Origin of the sequence: Herbiconiux sp. A18JL235, assembly GCF_040939305.1 — a bacterium.
GTDB lineage: Bacteria > Actinomycetota > Actinomycetes > Actinomycetales > Microbacteriaceae > Herbiconiux.
Window position 1 is genome coordinate 1,297,670 of record NZ_CP162511.1, and the last position, 18,296, is coordinate 1,315,965.

At 71.5% G+C, this 18,296-nt stretch carries 17 protein-coding genes; 13 read left to right on the forward strand and 4 right to left on the reverse strand.

The genetic code is table 11. The annotated features are described in order from the left end of the window. Positions 1-71: 71 nt before the first annotated feature. The 4 genes from ABFY20_RS05995 (at position 72) to ABFY20_RS06010 (ending at position 4,716) form a co-directional block, all read left to right on the forward strand. A complete protein-coding gene (locus tag ABFY20_RS05995) occupies positions 72-1,121 on the forward strand; it encodes a permease (protein ID WP_368499030.1) in 1,050 nt (349 codons plus the stop codon). Next, positions 1,114-1,914: a TIGR03943 family protein gene (locus ABFY20_RS06000; protein ID WP_368499031.1), complete on the forward strand. Its 801-nt coding sequence runs from the start codon at positions 1,114-1,116 to the stop codon at positions 1,912-1,914. The genes ABFY20_RS05995 and ABFY20_RS06000 overlap by 8 nt, the downstream gene beginning before the upstream one ends. Before the next feature lie 14 nt (positions 1,915-1,928). Next, positions 1,929-3,374 carry a hypothetical protein gene (locus tag ABFY20_RS06005; RefSeq protein WP_368499032.1) on the forward strand — a complete coding sequence of 482 codons (1,446 nt, stop codon included), beginning with the start codon at positions 1,929-1,931 and terminating at the stop codon, positions 3,372-3,374. Positions 3,375-3,534: 160 nt separating this feature from the next. Further along, complete coding sequence (locus ABFY20_RS06010) at positions 3,535-4,716, forward strand: sensor histidine kinase (protein ID WP_368499033.1); 1,182 nt, start codon at positions 3,535-3,537, stop codon at positions 4,714-4,716. A 58-nt stretch (positions 4,717-4,774) separates the two neighbouring features. On the opposite strand, the gene ABFY20_RS06015 is transcribed toward ABFY20_RS06010, so the two are convergent. The 3 genes from ABFY20_RS06015 to ABFY20_RS06025 form a co-directional block, all read right to left on the reverse strand. Next, positions 4,775-5,449 (reverse strand): response regulator transcription factor, encoded by a 675-nt coding sequence (locus ABFY20_RS06015; RefSeq protein WP_368499034.1) that lies wholly within the window; start codon positions 5,447-5,449, stop codon positions 4,775-4,777. A gap of 111 nt (positions 5,450-5,560) precedes the next feature. Beyond that, the gene (locus ABFY20_RS06020) at positions 5,561-6,568 is read right to left on the reverse strand and encodes a hypothetical protein (protein WP_368499035.1); all 1,008 of its coding nucleotides are present in this window, start codon (positions 6,566-6,568) and stop codon (positions 5,561-5,563) included. Between the two features lie 118 nt (positions 6,569-6,686). Further along, positions 6,687-7,541 (reverse strand): M23 family metallopeptidase, encoded by an 855-nt coding sequence (locus ABFY20_RS06025; protein ID WP_368499036.1) that lies wholly within the window; start codon positions 7,539-7,541, stop codon positions 6,687-6,689. An 87-nt stretch (positions 7,542-7,628) separates the two neighbouring features. Here ABFY20_RS06025 and ABFY20_RS06030 point away from each other — a divergent pair, with 87 nt between their 5' ends. The 5 genes from ABFY20_RS06030 (at position 7,629) to ABFY20_RS06050 (ending at position 12,559) form a co-directional block, all read left to right on the forward strand. Next, positions 7,629-8,570: a 5'-3' exonuclease H3TH domain-containing protein gene (locus tag ABFY20_RS06030; RefSeq protein ID WP_368499037.1), complete on the forward strand. Its 942-nt coding sequence runs from the start codon at positions 7,629-7,631 to the stop codon at positions 8,568-8,570. Positions 8,571-8,711: 141 nt separating this feature from the next. Next, the gene (locus ABFY20_RS06035) at positions 8,712-9,602 is read left to right on the forward strand and encodes an SDR family oxidoreductase (protein WP_368499038.1); all 891 of its coding nucleotides are present in this window, start codon (positions 8,712-8,714) and stop codon (positions 9,600-9,602) included. A 29-nt stretch (positions 9,603-9,631) separates the two neighbouring features. Next, positions 9,632-9,790 carry a hypothetical protein gene (locus tag ABFY20_RS06040; RefSeq protein WP_368499039.1) on the forward strand — a complete coding sequence of 53 codons (159 nt, stop codon included), beginning with the start codon at positions 9,632-9,634 and terminating at the stop codon, positions 9,788-9,790. A 56-nt stretch (positions 9,791-9,846) separates the two neighbouring features. Further along, complete coding sequence (locus ABFY20_RS06045) at positions 9,847-10,647, forward strand: SDR family NAD(P)-dependent oxidoreductase (protein WP_368499040.1); 801 nt, start codon at positions 9,847-9,849, stop codon at positions 10,645-10,647. 52 nt (positions 10,648-10,699) lie between these two features. Beyond that, entirely contained in the window at positions 10,700-12,559 is a 1,860-nt protein-coding gene (locus ABFY20_RS06050) for a glycoside hydrolase family 15 protein (RefSeq protein WP_368499741.1), read from the forward strand. A gap of 47 nt (positions 12,560-12,606) precedes the next feature. Here ABFY20_RS06050 and ABFY20_RS06055 read toward each other — a convergent pair whose 3' ends face one another. Further along, complete coding sequence (locus tag ABFY20_RS06055; protein WP_368499041.1) at positions 12,607-13,827, reverse strand: MFS transporter; 1,221 nt, start codon at positions 13,825-13,827, stop codon at positions 12,607-12,609. Positions 13,828-14,007: 180 nt separating this feature from the next. On the opposite strand from ABFY20_RS06055, the gene ABFY20_RS06060 reads away from it, so the two are divergent. Genes ABFY20_RS06060 through ABFY20_RS06075 form a run of 4 tightly spaced genes read left to right on the forward strand, consistent with a single transcriptional unit; the run spans position 14,008 to position 18,221 of the window. Next, positions 14,008-14,130 (forward strand): hypothetical protein, encoded by a 123-nt coding sequence (locus ABFY20_RS06060; RefSeq protein ID WP_368499042.1) that lies wholly within the window; start codon positions 14,008-14,010, stop codon positions 14,128-14,130. Next, a complete protein-coding gene (locus tag ABFY20_RS06065; protein ID WP_368499043.1) occupies positions 14,127-15,212 on the forward strand; it encodes a putative zinc-binding metallopeptidase in 1,086 nt (361 codons plus the stop codon). The genes ABFY20_RS06060 and ABFY20_RS06065 overlap by 4 nt, the downstream gene beginning before the upstream one ends. Beyond that, positions 15,205-16,677 (forward strand): alpha/beta fold hydrolase, encoded by a 1,473-nt coding sequence (locus ABFY20_RS06070; protein ID WP_368499044.1) that lies wholly within the window; start codon positions 15,205-15,207, stop codon positions 16,675-16,677. The genes ABFY20_RS06065 and ABFY20_RS06070 overlap by 8 nt, the downstream gene beginning before the upstream one ends. Further along, entirely contained in the window at positions 16,674-18,221 is a 1,548-nt protein-coding gene (locus ABFY20_RS06075; RefSeq protein ID WP_368499045.1) for a GMC family oxidoreductase, read from the forward strand. Before ABFY20_RS06070 ends, ABFY20_RS06075 begins: the two co-directional genes overlap by 4 nt. Positions 18,222-18,296: the final 75 nt, after the last annotated feature.

Genomic DNA, 18,296 nt, shown 5'->3' on the forward strand with positions numbered 1-18,296 from the left:
ACGCCCGTCACCCGGCTGACGGGCCGCCGCCTTCCCGAAACCCTCAGCCTCCACCGTCTACGCTTGCTCGCGTGACGAGCGACCTGCTGGCGCCACGACAGGCCCCGCCCTCCCGCCGCCTCGCCGGGCGCGGGCTCGTCGTGGGCGCCGTGCTCGCCGTCGCCCTGCTGGTGCTGCGCTCGGTCACCGCGGGGTGGGGGCCCGAGGCGCTGCCCGACCGGCTGCGCGACTTCGTCACCCTCTCGACCAGCGTGGTCATCGAGTCGCTGCCCTTCGTCTTCCTCGGCATCCTCATCTCGATCGTCGTGCGGTTCTGGGTGCCCGACCGCGTGATGCACCGCATCATGCCTCGCAATCCGGCTCTCCGCCGGGTCACGATCTCGCTCCTCGGCGTGCTGCTGCCCGTGTGCGAGTGCGGCAACGTGCCACTGGCCCGCGGCTTCATGATGAAGGGGTTCAGCGTTCCCGAGGCGATGACGTTCCTGCTCGCAGCGCCCATCCTCAACCCGGTCACCATCGTCACGACGTACCAGGCGTTCGGGTGGGACGACGGCATCCTCCTCGGGCGCATCCTGGGCGGCTTCGCCATCGCGAACCTCGTCGGCTGGCTGTTCAGCAGGCACCCGCAACCCGAGCTGCTGCTCACCCCCGCGTTCGACGCGGCCTGCCGGGTCGCCGACGGGCACGACCACGACCACGAGGCGACCGGCCGGCAGCGCTCTCGACTGCGGCGCGGTGTCGTCGCCTTCGCCGAAGAGACCTCCACCATGCTGCCCGCGCTCATCGTGGGCTCGGCGATCGCCGGGGCCATCCAGGTCGGGGTCTCGCGCGACGTGCTCACCGTGCTCGGAGGCAACCCCATCTGGTCGGTGCTCGCGCTCATGATCCTCGCCTTCGTCATCGCCATCTGCTCGAACGTCGACGCCTTCTTCATCCTCGCCTTCGGGTCGACCTTCCTCCCGGGCGGCATCGTCGCCTTCCTGGTGTTCGGCGCCATGGTCGACGTGAAGATGATCACGCTCATGCGCACCACCTTCACCACGGCGGCCCTGGTGCGGCTCGTCGCCGTGGTGGGCCTTGCCTCTCTCGCACTCGGATTCGGGGTGAACCTCCTTGCGTGACCGCCTGCTCTCGCGCTGGCGCGGCATCGCGCTCAGCCTCGTCGGCGTCGTGGCCATCGTCTGGCTCGCCGCGAGCGGCCAGCTCGGCCTCTACATCCACCCGCGCTACTTCGAGTTCACTGTGGTGATGGCGGTGCTCGCCGGGGTGGTGGTGGTCGCCGCGTTCGCCGTCGTGCCGACGGGGCGAGCGGATGCGAGCGGTCACGACGACGAAGACGCGCACGAGCACGAGCACGAGCATCCGCCGGCCGCACCCCGGCGCCGTGGCCTCGACCTCGTCTGGGCGGCGGCGGGGGTTCTCGTCATCGCGGGCACCGTGGTGGCCCTCCTCGTGGTGCCGCCCTCCACGCTCACCACGGCGACGGTCGACCAGCGCGACCTCAACGCCTCCGCCGCGGTCACCGACTCCGGGGCCACGGAGAACCTCGTCGGCAGCGACACCGCCTCTTTCACCGTGAAGGACTGGGCGTCTCTCCTGCGCCAGGGGGCCGGCGACGACTACTTCGCGGGCAAGAGCGCCACCCTCACAGGTTTCGTCACCCCCGATCAGAGCGACCCCGAGAACGTGTTCTACATCGCCCGGTTCATCGTCACCTGCTGCGCCGTCGACGCGCAGCCCGTGGGTGTTCCGGTCTACCTTCCCGACTGGCAGCAGAGCTATCCCGTCGACTCGTGGGTCACCGCGAGCGGCGGGTTCTCGTCGAACCCCAGCGCCTCGAGCACCCAGGCCATCGCCTTCGTGCCCGCCGAGATCGAGGCGGTCGACCAGCCCGCCCAGCCCTACCTGGGCTGAGGGGCGCAGACGAGATGACGATCGGTCGAACGCGAAGCACGAACAACGGGTACCGGCGGTTCCGGCGCTCCACGGTGGCGGTGCTGGGTGTGCTGGCGCTCGCCGCAGCGGGTCTCGGCGCGGCGGCGGTGCTCCGCGGCCCGAAGCTCGACGCCGGGTCGGTGAACGCGCAATCGGTCATCTCGCGCGCAGGGCAGAAGCTCGTGCTGCACGCCGACCAGGCGCTCGCGCCGGTCGACGCCTCTCAGGTGGAGGTGACCCCGGCGACGCCGTTCACCGTCGAGTCGACGGGGCCGGATGTGCAGGTCACCTTCACCGGCGTGCTCGACTACGCGACGGCGTACAGCATCCGGGTCGACGACGTCGAGGGGTCGGCGACGGGGTTGCGGGGCGCCCTCGACTTCGACTTCACGACGCCCGACGTCGACGTGACGACGCTGTTGCGCCGCGGTGGCTTCGCCGCGGGCGCCGACAAGCCGAGCGACCAGATCGTGCGGTCCGCGCTCACCGCGGGAGACGGGGCGGGGAGCGAGGTGGTGTTCGAGGCACCGCGCATCCAGCAGTTCCAGGTGGTTCCCGGTGCGCTCGCGGTGGTGGAGCTCGACGAGCAGGGGGCGAGCACCCTCGTGGTGTCGGTCGAGGGAGCCGACGGGGCGAGCACCGGCGGAACCGTGTTCACGCCGGCCGGCGGGCGCATCCAGAACCTCCACGCCTCCGTCTCGGCCGGACTGTTCGGGTACACGGTGAACGGGGGCGCGGATGCGGTCACCGGGCGCGAGTACCAGAACACGCTGTTCGTCTTCGACCCGCGGTCGGTGTCGGGCAAGGCCGAGGAGGTCGCCGGGTTCGGGGGAGAGCCGCTGCGGGTGGTCGACTGGCAGTTCGTGCCCGGCAGCTCGTCGATCGTGGCCCAGAGCACCGACCAGCAGCTCTACCTTCTCGATCCGATCGGCGGGGCCGAGCCGGTGCCGCTCGGGCAGCACGCCGAGATGCGCGACTTCCTCGCCGGGGGGCTGCAGCTCGTGGTGGCCGACCCGGCGGGCACCTCCACCATCGACCTCTCCACCGGGCAGGTGGCGCCGCTCGTGCAGAGCGCCCCCGAGGTCGACCCCGCGCTGTACCCGGGCACGATCGTGACGTTGGCGAGCGGGGCGACCGTGCGGCAGTACGACGAGGTCGACTACAGCTCCGCCGCGCCCGTGCAGCAGTCGCAGATCGTGTACGCCGACGACACGGGAACCCGCGAGCTGTACCGGCCCGCCTCGGCGGGGGCCCGCATCCGCGGCTTCTGCGTCTCGCCCAACGGGCAATACCTCGCCGTCGAGACCATCGCGTCGGGCGCCGTCACCGACGGGTACCCGCTTCCCGGCTACTCCGAGATGACGACGACCTTCGTGCAGATCGCCACCGGCACCGTCACCCGGAGCGTGCCGGGGTTCCTTCCCGACTGGTGTGCGTAGCGCGTGTCGCGCATCGTGGCCGGCGCTCTGCGGGGCGAGTGCGGGTCTTGATACGCTCACCGTAGCGGCTTGCCGACCCGAGGCCGGCCAGGGTGTGGGCAGTTCTCCTCAGGTGCATGAGCCGGTGGATCCGCCCGGGTGGTCGGGAGGCCAGACGACAGTGACGGCGCAACACGACCCGCTCGCCGACGCCGCCGGCATCGCCGCCGATCGCCGTGCCATGCTCACGACGGTCGGTGTCACGAGCGGCCTGTTCGGGGTGACCGTGAGCATCCAATCAGTGCTCGTGCTCGGAGCGTTCTCGTCGACGCTGCGTGCCCAAGACGCGTCGCCGCTCGCCGACGTCACCGTGCGGGTGCTCATCAACCTGCTCTCGGTGGGCGTCGTCGTGCTGCTGACTTCGGTGCTGCAGGTGGAACAGCACCGCGGGCCCGCCCTCGCCCTCCGCGGGCTCGCCGCCGTCGTCGGCGGCGCCGGGCTGCGCGGGGCGTTGCAACTGGCGGCCGGTGTGTATCCGATCGACCCGCCGAACGCTGTGCTCACCGATGCACTCATCGGCTCGGTGCTGTTCGCGGTGACGCTGGTGGCGGGCCTCGTGATCGTGGGTCTGCTCCGTCGCCTCCGCGACGAGGAGCGCCAGCGCTTCGCCCAGGAGCTCACCGCCCGCGAGGCCCTCGAGTCGCTGCAGCGCGAGGAGCTGCGGGTGCGCCGTGAGGTCGCGGAGAACATCCACGGATCGGTGCAGAACCGCTTCGTGCTCCTCGCGGCCGAGCTCGCCGCCGTCGCCGACGGTCTCGACGAATGCGACGGGCCCCACGGCCCGCCCGACGCACCCCGAACCCGCGGCGACCGCATCCGCGCGGTGGCGAACGAGCTCGACCGCTTGCGCGAGAGCGAACTGCGCGCTCTCAGCGAGATGCTCTACCCCATCGACCTCGACCGCGGCCTGCCGACGGCCTTGCGATCGCTGTTCGCGCGCATCCCGCCGAGCATCCGAACCGAGTTGACGATCGACCCCCGAGCGGATGCTGCTGCCGCCCGCCTCCCCGAACCCGCAGCGATCCTCGTGCTGCGAGTCGTCGAAGACGGCGTCTCGAACGCGCTGCGCCACGGCAAGGCGTCGGCGCTCGCACTCTCGATGGACGTAGACGGCGACACGATCGTGCTCGCCCTCCGCGACGACGGGGTCGGGCTGCCGCCCGATCCGCGCTGGAGCGGGTTGGCGCGGCTGCGCCGCCAGCTCGAGTCGGTCGGCGGCGCGCTCGCTCTCCGCGGCGGCAACGATGACGGCGGGCCCGGCCCTGGTGCCGTGCTCGAAGCCCGGCTCCCGCTCCCCACCTGAACGGCCGTCAGCTTCCGGCCTGACACCTCGGCGAGGCGGGTCAGGCGGGTCAGGCGGGTCAGGCGGTTTCGGTGAGGAATCGGCGCACGGCTTCGACGCGGGGGTTGCGTTCGCCGTCGGCGCTGATCTCGAGGGCCTGGTAGATGGTGGAGACGTGGTTGTCGACGGAACGGTCGGCGATGCCGAGGCGGTGGGCGATGGCCGTGTTGGTGAGCCCCTCGGCGACGAGTTCGAGCACCTCGTACTGGCGGGGGCTGAGGGCGTCGAGTCCGGTGCCTCTGCGGGGCGAGCGACGCTCGCTGAGTGCCGGGTCGAGCACCGTGCGACCCTGGGCCGTGGCCTCGAGCGCGGCCAGCAGCCCGCGGCTCGACAGCGATGACGTCTTCGAGAGGTAGCTCCAGCCGCGCAGCTCCGAGGCGGCGAGATCGAGCAGTGCGTTCATGTTGTCGGTGGCGGAGAGCAGCACGATGCCGAGACCGGGCTGCTCGGACCGCAGCCACCGCCCCAGCGTGATGCCGTCGCCGTCGGGGAGCCGGTAGTCGAGCAGGGCCACGTCGAGCCGGCGGCCGGTGAGTCCCTCGCGTGCCGAGGCCGCGTCGGGCCAGGCGCCGACGAGGTCGAACCTGCCCGCCGACGACAGCAGCGCAGCGATCATCTGCCGGAAGAGCGGCTGATCCTCGACCACAGCCACCCGGATCGGGCCCCGCGCGACACCCGGGTCGGGGGCGCTCATGCTGCACGTCCAGATGTCACGATCATCCAGCGTAGCGAAACCCGGATGCACGCCCACGTCACGAGCCGGCCCCGGCACCGCTCGGGTCGGCTGGCGACGCGGGCACAGCAGTCAGCGGTCGAAGAAGTTGCCGAGGGATCCGAGGTCGATCGAGGGGAGCTCGAACGCCGAGCCCGCCTCGCTCAGCTGCTCGCCGAACCCGGTCGCCTGCTCGCCGAGGGCGCCCGCCTGCTCGCTGAGCGCACCGGCCTGCTCGCCGAAACCCGAGACGGCCTCCTCGCCGAGAGCGCCCGCCTGCTCGCCGAGGCCCGAGACGGCCTCGCCCGCGCCGGCGGCGAGTTCGTCGAAGCCACCGGAGAACGCCTCGAAGTCGACACCGAGCCCGGCCGCCTGCTCGAGCAGCGGTGTGGCGACGCTGCTCACGATCGCTCCTCCCGCGACCGCGGCGAGCAGACCCCCTGCTGCGCCGAGCCCAAGGCCCGCCGCGGCTCCGGCGCCCGCCGCCGCGAACCCGCCGACACCTCGACGACCCGCGCCCGCATCCGCGTCGCCGCCCCGCGCACCCGCGCCCGGCATCTTCCCGAGCAGCCCGCGCAGGAACCCCGGGCTCCGCGCCTCCCCGCGCGTGGCGGCGAGGGCGAGGTCGTCTGCCGAGCCCGATCGGGGCTGCTCGTTCGCCGGCAGCTCGGCGCGAAGACGCGCCTCGACCTGCTCGCGCTGGGCGGGGGTGAGCGCCGCGAAAGCCTCACGGTGCACCTGCTCCAGCTGCGCGGGCTCCGCCGTCTGGAGGAGGTAGTCGTAGCGGGCGATCGCCGCCCGGTCACGAGGGTCGACGGGTGCCGTGAATGTGGCAGGACGAGCATCCGTCCTGCCATGCGAGCCCGCGCCCGCGCCCGGCGCCGCGCCCGCGCCGGTGACCGGCGTCGTCGAGCCGGGCCTCGAGGTCGCGCCCGCCCCGCCGTCGCCGGTGAGCCGGTCGGCGGCCGAGCGCACGAGCTCGCGCCAGTCAGTTCCGCCCTGCGTGCCGCGGGCGGATTCCCTGCCCGTCGTACCGCCGCTCGCGGAGCCCTTGTCGAGGGCTTTCGACGCCAGGTTCAGGATGCGCTGCAGACTGCTCATGTCGGCCTTCCGTTCGGGTGGCCTCCATCGTCACCCGGCGTTCTGAACGACCGCCCCGTCATCCCGGGAATTCCCCGACGAGGCCGTGTCTCCCAGCCCGTTCATACGAACGATCGCCTCAGTTGTGCGCCTGCAGCCAGGCGAACGGGTCGACCGGCGAGCCCCCCACGTGGATCTCGAGGTGCAGGTGCGCACCCGTCGAGGTTCCCGTGTTGCCCACCGATCCGAGCTGTTGCCCCACGACGACCGCCTGCCCCTCGCTCACGGTGGGCGAACCGGTGAGCATGTGGCCGTACCAGCTGCTCACCTCCTCGCCGTCGATGACGTGGTCGACCACGACGTACACGCCGAGGCCACCGCCGTCGCTGCGCACCACCTTGCTCACGACGCCCGAGGCGATGGCGCCGATCGGCGTGCCCTGGCCGGGCGTGAAGTCGACGCCCTTGTGGTTGGTGCTGCCGATGCCGCCGGGGGAGGAGCGCGGCCCGAAGCCGTCGCTGATGGGGACGCCCACGGGGAACGGCCACTGGATCTCGCTCAGCGTGTTGTTCGTGTAGGTCGAGGCGGTACGGATGCCGAAGGCCGCTGCCTTCGCCGCCGCCACCCGCGCCGCTTCGGCCGCCCGCGCTGCGGCGAGCTCTTCCGGGGTGGTGGCGCGGAACTCGTCGCGGGTGACCGAGAGCTCTCCGCCCGCGGCGGTGAGCAACTCCTGCGAGGCGGGGAGCTCGGTCGTGACGGGGGCTTCGGCGAAGCTGCTGGTGGTGGGGCCGCCGACGGCGGAGAGCGAGGTGGCGGCGGCGAGCAGCGCGGCGAAGGAGAACGCGGCGACGCCCTTCCAGTTGGGAAGAGACCGCTGCGGGCGGGTCGGAGAAGCCTGGGGTCGCGACCGCCGGACGAGCGCCTTGCGACCCGCTTCGTCGCGTTCTCGCTGTTCGCGCAGGGCGCGTCGGGTGAGCGGAGCGTTCGAAGACATCCGTTCCACCCTAAGCGGATTTCTTAGGCGCGACCTGGGAAACGCCAAGGATCTGCGCAGCCGGGCGCATCCGTGACAGGATCGGCTATGCCCGCACGCCTGATGCTGCTCGACACCGCGTCCCTCTACTTCCGCGCCTTCTACGGGGTGCCCGACAGCATCCGCCGCTCCGACGGCACGCCGGTGAACGCGGTGCGCGGGCTCCTCGACATGATCGCGCGGCTCACCGTCGACTTCGGTGCGACCCATCTCGTGGCCTGCTGGGACGACGACTGGCGGCCGCAGTGGCGGGTCGATCTCATTCCGAGCTACAAGGCGCACCGCGTCGCCGAGGAGGTCGAGGCGGCACCCGACGTCGAGGTCGTGCCCGACCCCCTCGAGGCGCAGATCCCGCTCATCCGCGAGACGCTCGCGCTCGCCGGCATCGCCGTGGTGGGGGCCGCCCGGCACGAGGCCGACGACGTCATCGGCAGCTACACCGCCCAAGCGGAACTGCCGGTCGACGTGGTGACCGGCGACCGCGACCTGTTCCAGCTCGTCGACGACTCCCGTGACGTGAGAGTGATCTATACCGCCAAGGGCATGAAGAACCTGGAGGTGCTCACCGACGCCGTCGTGGTGTCGAAGTACCGGGTGCTGCCGGAGCAGTACGCCGCGTTCGCCACCCTGCGTGGCGACACCAGCGACGGTCTTCCGGGTGTCGCAGGCATCGGCGAGAAGACCGCGGCCACGCTGCTCGGCCAGTACGGCACCCTCGAGGCCCTGCGGGCGGCGGTGACGGATGGGGGCAGCGGGCTCTCGGGGAGCGTTCGGCTGAAGCTCGAAGCCGCCGCCGATTACCTCGACGTGGCGCCGCGTGTGGTGAACGTGGTGCGCGACCTCGAGCTTCCGTCACTCGATGAGGCGGGTGCGCACCTGCAGCCGGTGACGGGGGAGAACCGGGCCGAGCTCGAGCGCCTGGCGACCGAGTGGAACCTGGGCGGCTCCGTCGGCCGCCTTCTCGCCGCGCTCGACCGCACCGGAGACTGACCTGCTCGTCCTCACTGCCCGGGCCCGCTGAGTACTGCCCGGGTCCACCGACTCCTCCACAGGAGGGATGCACTCCACACCAGCTGGGAGAAATCGGCAACCGGGTAGCCGGCCGGGAGGAGCGGTCGTACGGTTGCCCGCATGTCCACGATGTACACGCCCCAGGACCCGACCACCCTCTATCCGCGGCCGCCGTTCCCTCCGCAGCAGCAGGAGGGCCCCGGCGACATCCACGAGATGACGCCGAAGCCCGACCACGGCGAGGAGAGCTATGTCGGCAACGGCAGGCTCCCCGGCCGCAAGGCCATCGTCACCGGCGCCGACTCCGGCATCGGCCGCGCCGTCGCCATCGCCTACGCCCGCGAGGGCGCCGACGTCGCCCTGTCGTACCTGCCCGAAGAGCAGGCCCAGGCCGAAGAGGTCGCCGCCCTCATCGAGGCCGAAGGCCGTAAGGCGCTCCTGTTCCCCGGCGACCTGCAAGACGAGGCGACCAACGCGGCGCTCGTCGAGAAGACCGTCGAGGAGTTCGGCGGCCTCGACATCCTCGCCATCATCGCCGGCACCATGCCCACCGTCGACAGCATCGACGACTTCGAGACCGAGACCCTCGACCACGTGCTGAAGGCGAACATCTACCCCCTGTTCTGGCTCACCAAGGCTGCTTCGCCGCACCTGAAGCCGGGCGCTTCGATCGTGACCTGCTCCAGCATCCAGGGCTACGTGCCGTCGCCCCAGCTCGCGGAGTACGCCGTCTCGAAGGCCGGCATCGCCAACTGGACCCGTGCCATGGCCCAGCAGCTCGCCGAGCGCGGCATCCGTGTGAACGGCGTGGCGCCCGGTCCCATCTGGACCCCGCTCCAGCCCGCCTTCGTGCCGAACGAGAAGATCGAGTCGTTCGGCGAAGACACCCCGCTCGGGCGCCCCGGCCAGCCTGCCGAGCTCGCCCCGCCGTTCGTGCTGCTCGCCTCTCAGGAGGCCAGCTACATCAGCGGCGAGACCATCGCCGTCACCGGCGGCACCCCCACCCACTGACGAGAACCCAACACGAGACAGGAGCGATCATGACCGACCAGACGCCTCACCAGCCCGGAGACGACACCGACGACCTGCGTGGCGGTGACCGCCCCGACGCCGACGAGCTGCCCGACGGCTCGTCGTCAGACGGCAGCGAGTCGAGCGAGGGCGAAGACACCGCTTCCGGCGGCGGCGCCGACGAGTAGCTGCATAGCGCACCCGCCTCGCCCCAGACCCCGGCACCCCGACAGGAAGAGAACGAATGGATCTCGGCATCACCGGTAGAACGGCCCTCGTGACGGGCGGTGACTCGGGAATCGGGTGGCACACGGCGCGACTGCTGCTGGCCGAGGGGGCGACGGTCGTGGTCACCGACCGCGATCAGGCGGCCCTCGACGAGGCGGCCGCGCGGCTCGACGGAGCCGACGGCCGCCTCCACGCCTTCGCCGCCGACATCACCGACACCGCCCAGCTCGCGGCCCTCCACGACAGCGTGCGGGAGGCGGTCGGTGAGATCGACATCCTGGTGCAGGCAGCGGGGGTCACGGGTGCGCAGGGCCTGTTCCACGAGATCGACGACGAGGGCTGGGTGAGCACGGTCGAGACCGACCTGCTCGGTCCGGTGCGGGTGACCCGCGAGTTCCTCCCCGACCTCCGCACCGGTGGGTGGGGCAGGCTCGTCTTCCTCGCCTCTGAAGACGCCGTGCAGCCCTATGACGACGAGCTGCCGTATTGCGCGGCGAAGGCCGGGGTGCTCGCGCTGGCGAAGGGGTTGTCGCGCTCCTATGCCGCGGAGGGTCTTCTCGTGAACGCGGTCTCGCCGGCGTTCATCCACACCCCCATGACCGACGCGATGATGCAGAAGCGCAGTGAGCAGCTCGGGGTGCCGACCGAGGAAGCGATCGCCTCGTTCCTCGACGAGGAGCGCCCCTACATGGAGCTGAAGCGTCGCGGCGAACCCGAGGAGGTCGCGAACGTCGTGGTCTTCCTCTGCTCCGACGCAGCCTCCTTCGTCAACGGCTCCAACTACCGTGTCGATTCGGGCTCCGTTGCCACGATCTGACGCGCTCCGCGACGGGTCGCACCCCGGCTACGTCGAGCTCAGCGACTACGCGATGATCGGCGACGGGCGCACCGTCGCCGCCATCGCCCCCGACGGTCGTATCGATTGGTTCCCGGTGCCGGGGCTCGACGCGGCACCGGCCTTCGCCGCCCTGGTCGATGCCGAACGCGGCGGGTTCTTCGAGCTCCGGCCCACCGGCCCGTTCCGGTCGACCCGGGAGTACGTGCCCGGCACGAATGTGCTGCGCACCACCTTCATCACGCCCACGGGCGAGGCGACCGTCACCGATGCCCTCGTCACCGGGGTGGCCGGTCGCCTGCCCTGGACGGAGCTCGCCCGCCGCATCGACGGCGTGCGCGGCACCGTACCGTTCACCTGGCAGGTCGCGCCAGGCGGGCTGTTCGCCGAGGAGCCCGTGCGCCGGGTGGAGTCGTTGCACGGTCCGCTGCTGCGCATCGGCACGAACGATCTCGTGCTGGTCGGCTTCGGACACGGACGCACCGACCATGACGAGTCGACGACGCCGGCGGGTCGTGGCGACGACGGCGGAGCGTCGCCCGGTCGCGGCGCCGGGGCATCCGATGCCTCGCCCACCGGCGCGCCCACCGGCCCGACCTCCGGGCCCCCGCGCTTCGAGGGCGCCTTCACCGCCTCGGCGGGCTCGCGGCACCTGCTCGCGCTTTGCGGCACCGATGACGAGCCCATCCACCTGCCCGACCCCCACATCGTCGATCAGGGCGTCGACCGCAGCATCGACAACTGGGCCCACTGGTCGGAGGTGTTCAGCTACGACGGCCCCTGGTCAGACGCGGTGCACCGCAGCGCGCTCGCGCTCAAGCTGCTCATCTTCTCGCCCACCGGCGCCATCGCGGCCGCGGCCACCACCGGGCTCCCCGAGAACGACCGCGGCACCAAGAACTACGACTATCGCTTCGCCTGGGTGCGCGACCTCGCCTACACGGTGGGCGCGCTCACCCGCTTCGGGCTGCGCGAGGAGACGCACGCCGCGGTCTCCTGGGTGCTCTCGACGTTCAAGCGGCACCGCAACGCCCTCGGCATCTTCTACACGCTGGACGGCGACGAACCCGCGGGCCTCAGGCGCGTCGAAGCCGAAGGCTGGCAGGGCGTAGGCCCCGTCGACATCGGCAACCAGGCCGCTTCGCAACTGCAGCTCGGCGTCTACGCCGACGTCATCGGCATCATGCGCCAGTACGTCGAGGCCGGCAACATCCTCGACGGCAACACCGCGACGCTACTGGAGGAGTTCGCCGACAGCGCCTGCCGGCGGTGGCCCGAGAAGGACTCCGGCATGTGGGAGCTGCCTCGCAAGCGCCACTACGTGTCAAGCAAGATGGGCTGCTGGCGCGCGCTCGACGACGCCTGCCGGCTGGCGGAGCTGGGGGAGATCCACCCCACGCCCGAATCGCTCGGGCGCTGGGAGAAGAACCGCGACCTCCTCGCGCGCTGGATCGCGAAGCACGGGTGGTCGAAGAAGCACCGCGCCTACGTCATGTACCCCAAGGCCGATGCGCTCGATGCCTCGGTGCTGCTGCACTCCACAGCCGGTTTCGGCCCGGCCGAGCGGATGCACGCGACGGTCGACCGCATCCGTTCCGAGCTCGCGGTCGGCCCGCACCTCTACCGCTACAGCGGAGTGCACGAGGAGGAAGCGGCCTTCGTCGCGTGCGGCTTCTGGTTCGTGCAGGCGCTTGCCGGGTTCGGCGAACTCGACGAGGCGACGTCACGCATGGATGCCCTGGTCGCGGCAGCCAACGACGTGGGGCTGTACTCGGAGATGATCGAGCCGGAGACGGGGAGGTTCTTCGGGAACCTCCCGCAGGGGCTCAGCCACCTCGCGCTGGTCGATGCTGCTGAGGCGATTCGCGCGGCGCGGGAGCGGGCCGCGCACTGAACGCGGCGGGGCGGGGCCGGAGCGCGGAGTCGTGCCGCATCGCCCCCTCAGGCCGCCGTGTGCGTCGGCTCCTGCTCGTCGGCGGGTCGCGACGTGCGGCCCCCGACGGCGGGGGCGAGGAAGATCGCCACCGCCACGAGCACGAGCGGCACGATCATCGCCGCCCGCAGACCGAACTCCTCGCCGAGGAAGCCGAGCACGGGCGGCCCCACCAGGAACGCCACGTAGCCCACGGTCGCCACCAGGGCGACACGCCGGTTCGCGTCGGGGCCGGAATCGCCCGCCGCCGAGAGGGCGAGCGGGAAGCCGAGGGCGGCGCCGAGCCCCCAAAGGATGACGGCGAGGCCGGCGACGATCTGGTTGTCGACGAAGATGACGAGCACGAGTCCCACGACCCCGGCGATGGCGCTCGCGCGCAGCACCTGGGCGCGCCCGAAGCGCTCGATGAACCAGCCGCCGATGAAGCGACCCACCGTCATCGCGAGGGCGAACACGGCGAACACGGCAGACCCGTAGGCGGGGTCGAAGTCGTGCCCGTCGACCATGAGCAGCGGCAGCCAGTCGTTCGCGCTGCCCTCGGCCAAAGCCATGGCGAGCACGATGGCGCCGATGAGCAGCAGGCGCCGGTCGCGCCAGACGGGTTCGCGGCGAACCGGGGTGCTCGCGGTCGCCGTCGCGTGCGCGGCGCGGTCGACCTTGCCGACGCCGTACTCCAGCTGCCGGATGGCGACGACGAAGATGACGAGCCCGAGCACACCGACGATCAGGAGGTGGAGCACCACGGAGAAGTCGGTGGCGGTGAACACGATGCCGGCGACGGCGCCCACCACGGTGCCCAGGCTGAAGCACCCGTGCAGGGCGGGCAGCACAGGCCGGCCGATGCGCCGTTCGAGCTCGGCCCCCTCGACGTTCATCGCGACCTCGCCGCCGCCCATCGCGAGGCCGAACAGGAACAGTCCGAACGCCGCGAGCAGGCTTGAGTCGACGGCGGCGCCGAGCCCCACCGTCGGCATGCTGATGACGATGCCGACGAGCCCCACCGTGATGACCGGGCGAGCGCCGAACCTGGCGACCAGCGCCCCCGACGACAGGATGCCCACCATCGAGCCGATCGACAGCCCGAACAGCACGAGACCCATCTCGGCGGTGGAGGCGCCGAGAAGGTCGCGGATGGCGGGGGTGCGCGTCACCCACGACGCCAGCGAGACGCCCGGAACGAAGAACAGGGCGAACAGGGCGAGACGGCGTCGCGCGAGTGCGGCATCCACGGTGGCAGACCTCCAGATCAGTCCTTACCAACCTAGGGGCCCGAGACGGGCTCGATCGCTCGATGCGTCCACTACCGCGAATGGAATGCGCTGGCAAGGAGTGGAGCTGGAGTCCGTCTAGTTGCTAGTCTGTCTAACGGTTAGTTCAACTAGTGACACCGCATCCGATTGGAGCAGCTCATGGCCGACAGCATCCCCACCATCACCACCCTGGTGCACCCCGACATGCTCGAGTATGTGAAAACCCGCTTCGGCTACACCGAGCACGACCTCATCCTCGACAGCCTCGAAGACGCTGCGTGAGACGCTTCGCCTGCGAGGTCTGTGGCACGGAGGTCTTCTTCGACTCGTCGCAGTGCCTGCACTGCGGTACCGAGTCGGGCTACCGCTACGGTGACGACGAGGTCGTCGCGCTGACGACGGCGGGAGAGGCGGAAGGGGAAGGCGCGTCCGGCGCGAGCCGGCACCGTTGCTCGCAGGCCTCGCTGGCGGGGTGCACGTGGGTGGTCGATACTCCGGGGTCGGCGTGTGCGAGCTGCTCCCTCACCCGCACGCGTCCGTCCGACGACGACCTCGAGGGCCTCACGCTCTTCCCGGTGGCGGAGGCAGCCAAACGGCATCTGCTCCGAGATCTCCGCCGCGTCGGGCTGACCGTCAGCGGGAAGGCTGTCGACGAGCAGAGGGGTCTCGCTTTCGACCTGCTCTCGAGCGTCGACGACGACATCACCATCGGTCACGCCGACGGTGTGATCACCATGGATCTCGCCGAGGGTGACGACAGCCACCGTGAGAAGGTGCGTCAACGCCTCGCCGAGCCGTATCGCACCATGCTGGGCCACTTCCGGCATGAGGTTGGTCACTACGTGGAGTGGCTGCTGCTCGAGGGAACCGACCGGATGCATGAGGCGCGTGAGCTGTTCGGCGACGAACGCGAGGACTACCAGACGGCGATCGATCGGCACTACCAGGACGGGGCGCCCGTGGGCTGGCAGGAGACCTACATCAGCGAGTACGCGACGATGCATCCCTACGAGGACTTCGCTGAATCGTGGGCCCACGTTCTCCACATCGAGGACACCCTCGAGACCGCGCAGGCGTTCGACCTCGTCCCGCCCTCAGCGGCAGACTCGCCGTCGCACGGCTTCGCCGACGTGGTGCGGCACGACTGGTTGCCTTTCGCTACCGCCATGAACGTGGTGAACCGCTCCCTCGGGGCACGCGACCTGTATCCCTTCATCCTTGCCGACCGCGTCATCGAGAAGCTCGCGTTCGCGGCCTCCGTCGTGGGGATCGCCGCTACCCCGACACCGTCGCCGCCGCCGAAGACGCCCCCGACGCCCACGCTCGAGTCGGTGGATCGCACTCCCGAGGAGACCCGTGGTTGAGCCCACCCCCGTACCGGCATCGTCCGTGCCGGTGCTCGTGTACCTGCATGCCCTCGGGTCGAGCCATCGCGCCGCCGATGAGCTCGCCGCCCGGTTCGGCGACAGCTTCGAGACGCTCGCCGTCGACCTGCCGGGCTTCGGCTCGGCCGCGCACCTCGGCGCCGCCACCGTCGACGAGATGGCGGGCTTCGTCATCGACCGCATCGCCGACAGGGCACCCACGCGGTGGCTGCTGGTCGGGCACTCGATGGGCGGCAAGATCGCCACGATCGTCGCCTCCCGCGTGCTCGACGGCACGGCGCCGCTGTTCGGGTTGGCCGGTGTCGTGCTGCTCGCGGCCTCGCCGCCCGCGCCCGAGCCGATGGACGAGGAGCGCCGCGACGAGATGCTCGACTGGGTGACCGGTGCGGCCATCTCCCACGACGACGCGCGCACCTTCGTCGACGCGAACGTGGGGGCCGCGCTGCCGGCTCGCAGCGACGCGCTGGCGCTCGGTGACGTCACCGTCTCGTCGCCCGAGGCCTGGTCGGCCTGGCTCGAGCGCGGGAGTCTCGAGGACTGGTCGTCGAACGTCGGCACGCTCGACATGCCCGCTCTCATCGTGAGCGGCGGCGCTGACGGAGACCTCGGTGCCGAGGCGCAGCGCGAGCTCAACGGGCCCGTCTATCCCTCTGCCCGGTTCGAGACGCTGGCAGGTGCGGGACACCTGCTGCCCTGGGAGCGGCCGGCCGAGGTCGCGGCGCTCGTCACGACGTTCGCCGACTCCGTCGCACTCGCCGGCCCCGAGGTGCCGGCCGCGACCGCCGCCCTCATCGCGTCATCCCGCACCAGCAGCCGCACCCGGGGCATCCTGGCCCGGCGAGCCCTGGCCGACGACCCGGCCTACCAGCCGGCCGTGCTGACGCCCGGGGCCCTGCACACCCTCCGGGCGATCGCCGACCGCGTGGTGCCGCAGCAGCATCCCGCCATCGACCTCGCGGCGCGACTCGATGCGCAGCTGGACCGGGGCGACGGCGACGGTTGGCGCAACGCCGAGCTGCCCGCCGACCCCGAGGCCTACGCGCGTGCGCTCGAAGGCCTCGACGGCTTCGCCGACCTCGACGCCGACGAGCAGGATGCGCGGCTGCGCGAACTGGCGGAGGCGCGCTTCGCACCCGTCGGCGCGAGGCTCTCCGCGTCGCACCTGGCGAGCTGGTTCGAAGACGCCAGAGCCGATCTCGTCAGGCTGTGGCTCGCCCACCCGGCTTCGCTCGCGCGGGTCGGCTTCGACGGCTTCGCCACCGGCGGGGACGGCCCCCGCAAGACCGGCTTCCGCATCCTCTCGGCCGGTACACGGGAACCCTGGGAGCCGGGAGCAGGGCCCTCCCGCGTCGGCCTCGCCGCGCCCACCGCACGACACGCGCCCACCGCTCGAAACGCGCCCACCGCACCCCACCCCACCCCGACCCGGAGCATCACCCCATGAACCTCAGCGGCATGCGACTGCACTCGACCGAGGGTGTCGTCGACGCCGTCGTCATCGGCACCGGTGCGGGTGGTGCGCCCCTGCTCGCCGCTCTCGCCGCCCGCGGGCTGAGCGTCGTCGCGCTGGAGGCGGGCCCGAACTTCGAGCCCGACGACCACACTCCCGACGAGACCGAGGCGGTCGAGATCAACTGGATGTCGGAACGGCTGAGCGGGGGAGACGACCCCACCGCGTTTGGGCAGAACAACAGCGGGCGCGGGGTGGGCGGCTCGACCCTGCACTGGGGCGCCTTCGCGCCGCGGCCTAGTCGCACTGACATCAGGCTCCGCAGCGACTGCGGGGTGGGGGAGGACTGGCCCGTCGACCACGACGAGCTCACCTCCTACCTCGAGCGGGTCGAGCGCTTCATCGGCGTCTCCGGCCCCGCCCACTACCCGTGGGATCCGTCGCGCCGCTACGCCTACCCGCCGACCCGCCGCAACGCGTCCTCCGAGATGATGATGCGCGGGTGCGAGGCGGTCGGCATCCGGGCGACGGATGCTCCTGCCGCCGTCATCACCCGCGACCGGCACCAGGAGCACCACGGGCTGCGGCAGGCGTGCATCTCCTGCGGCGCCTGTCACCAGGGCTGCCGTACCCAGTCGAAGGCCAGCATGGACACGACGTACCTGCCGGCCGCTGTCGCCTCGGGCGCCGAGATCAGGGCGGGAGCCACCGTCCACGGTCTCGAGCGCGACGCCGCCGGGCGCATCACGGCCGTGGTGTACCGGCAGAACGGGCGCGACGTGCGTCAGCGCTGCAGCACCGTCTTCCTCTGCGCGGGCGGCGTCGAGAGCGCGCGGCTGCTGCTGAACACCGGGGTCGGCGTCGCGAACGGGCAGGTGGGTCGCCACTTCATGGTGCACGGCGCCACCCAGGTGTGGGGCCGGTTCGACGAGGAGATGCGGAGCTACCGCGGCTACCCCTCGTCGATCATCAGCGAGGACATGGTGCGCCCCGCGGGCGCCGACTTCGCGGGCGGCTACCTGATGCAGAGCCTCGGTGTGATGCCGCTCACCTTCGCGACCACGCTCACGCGGGGTGGCGGACTCTGGGGCCAGGATCTCCTCGAGGCGCTCGACGACTACCCCTTCATGGCAGGCGTGGGCATCAATGCTGAGTGCCTCCCCGCCGAGGGCAACCTGCTCGAGCTCGCCGACGAGGTCGACGAAGTGGGGATGCGCAAGGCGACGCTGAGCTTCACGGCCGGCGACAACGAGAAGGCGATCGACGAGCACGCGGTGGCCACGATGACCGCGATCGTCGAGGCGGCCGGCGCGCGCTCGACCACGGTGCTCGCGCGCACGGCGCACACGGTCGGCACCTGCCGAATGGGCACCGACCCCGAGCTCTCTGTGGTCGACCCGGAGGGGCGCTCGCACGAGGTGTCGAACCTGTACGTCTGCGACAACTCCGTCTTCCCGAGCTCCCTCATCGCCAACCCGGCGATCACCATCATGGCGCTCGCGCTGCGCACCGCCGACCGGTTCCTCGCGGCGCGCTGAGGCGCGGCGGGCCGCGCGAGCGCCCGGCACCGGCACCGGAACCAGCGTCGGTACCGGCGCAGGCGGAAGAGCCCA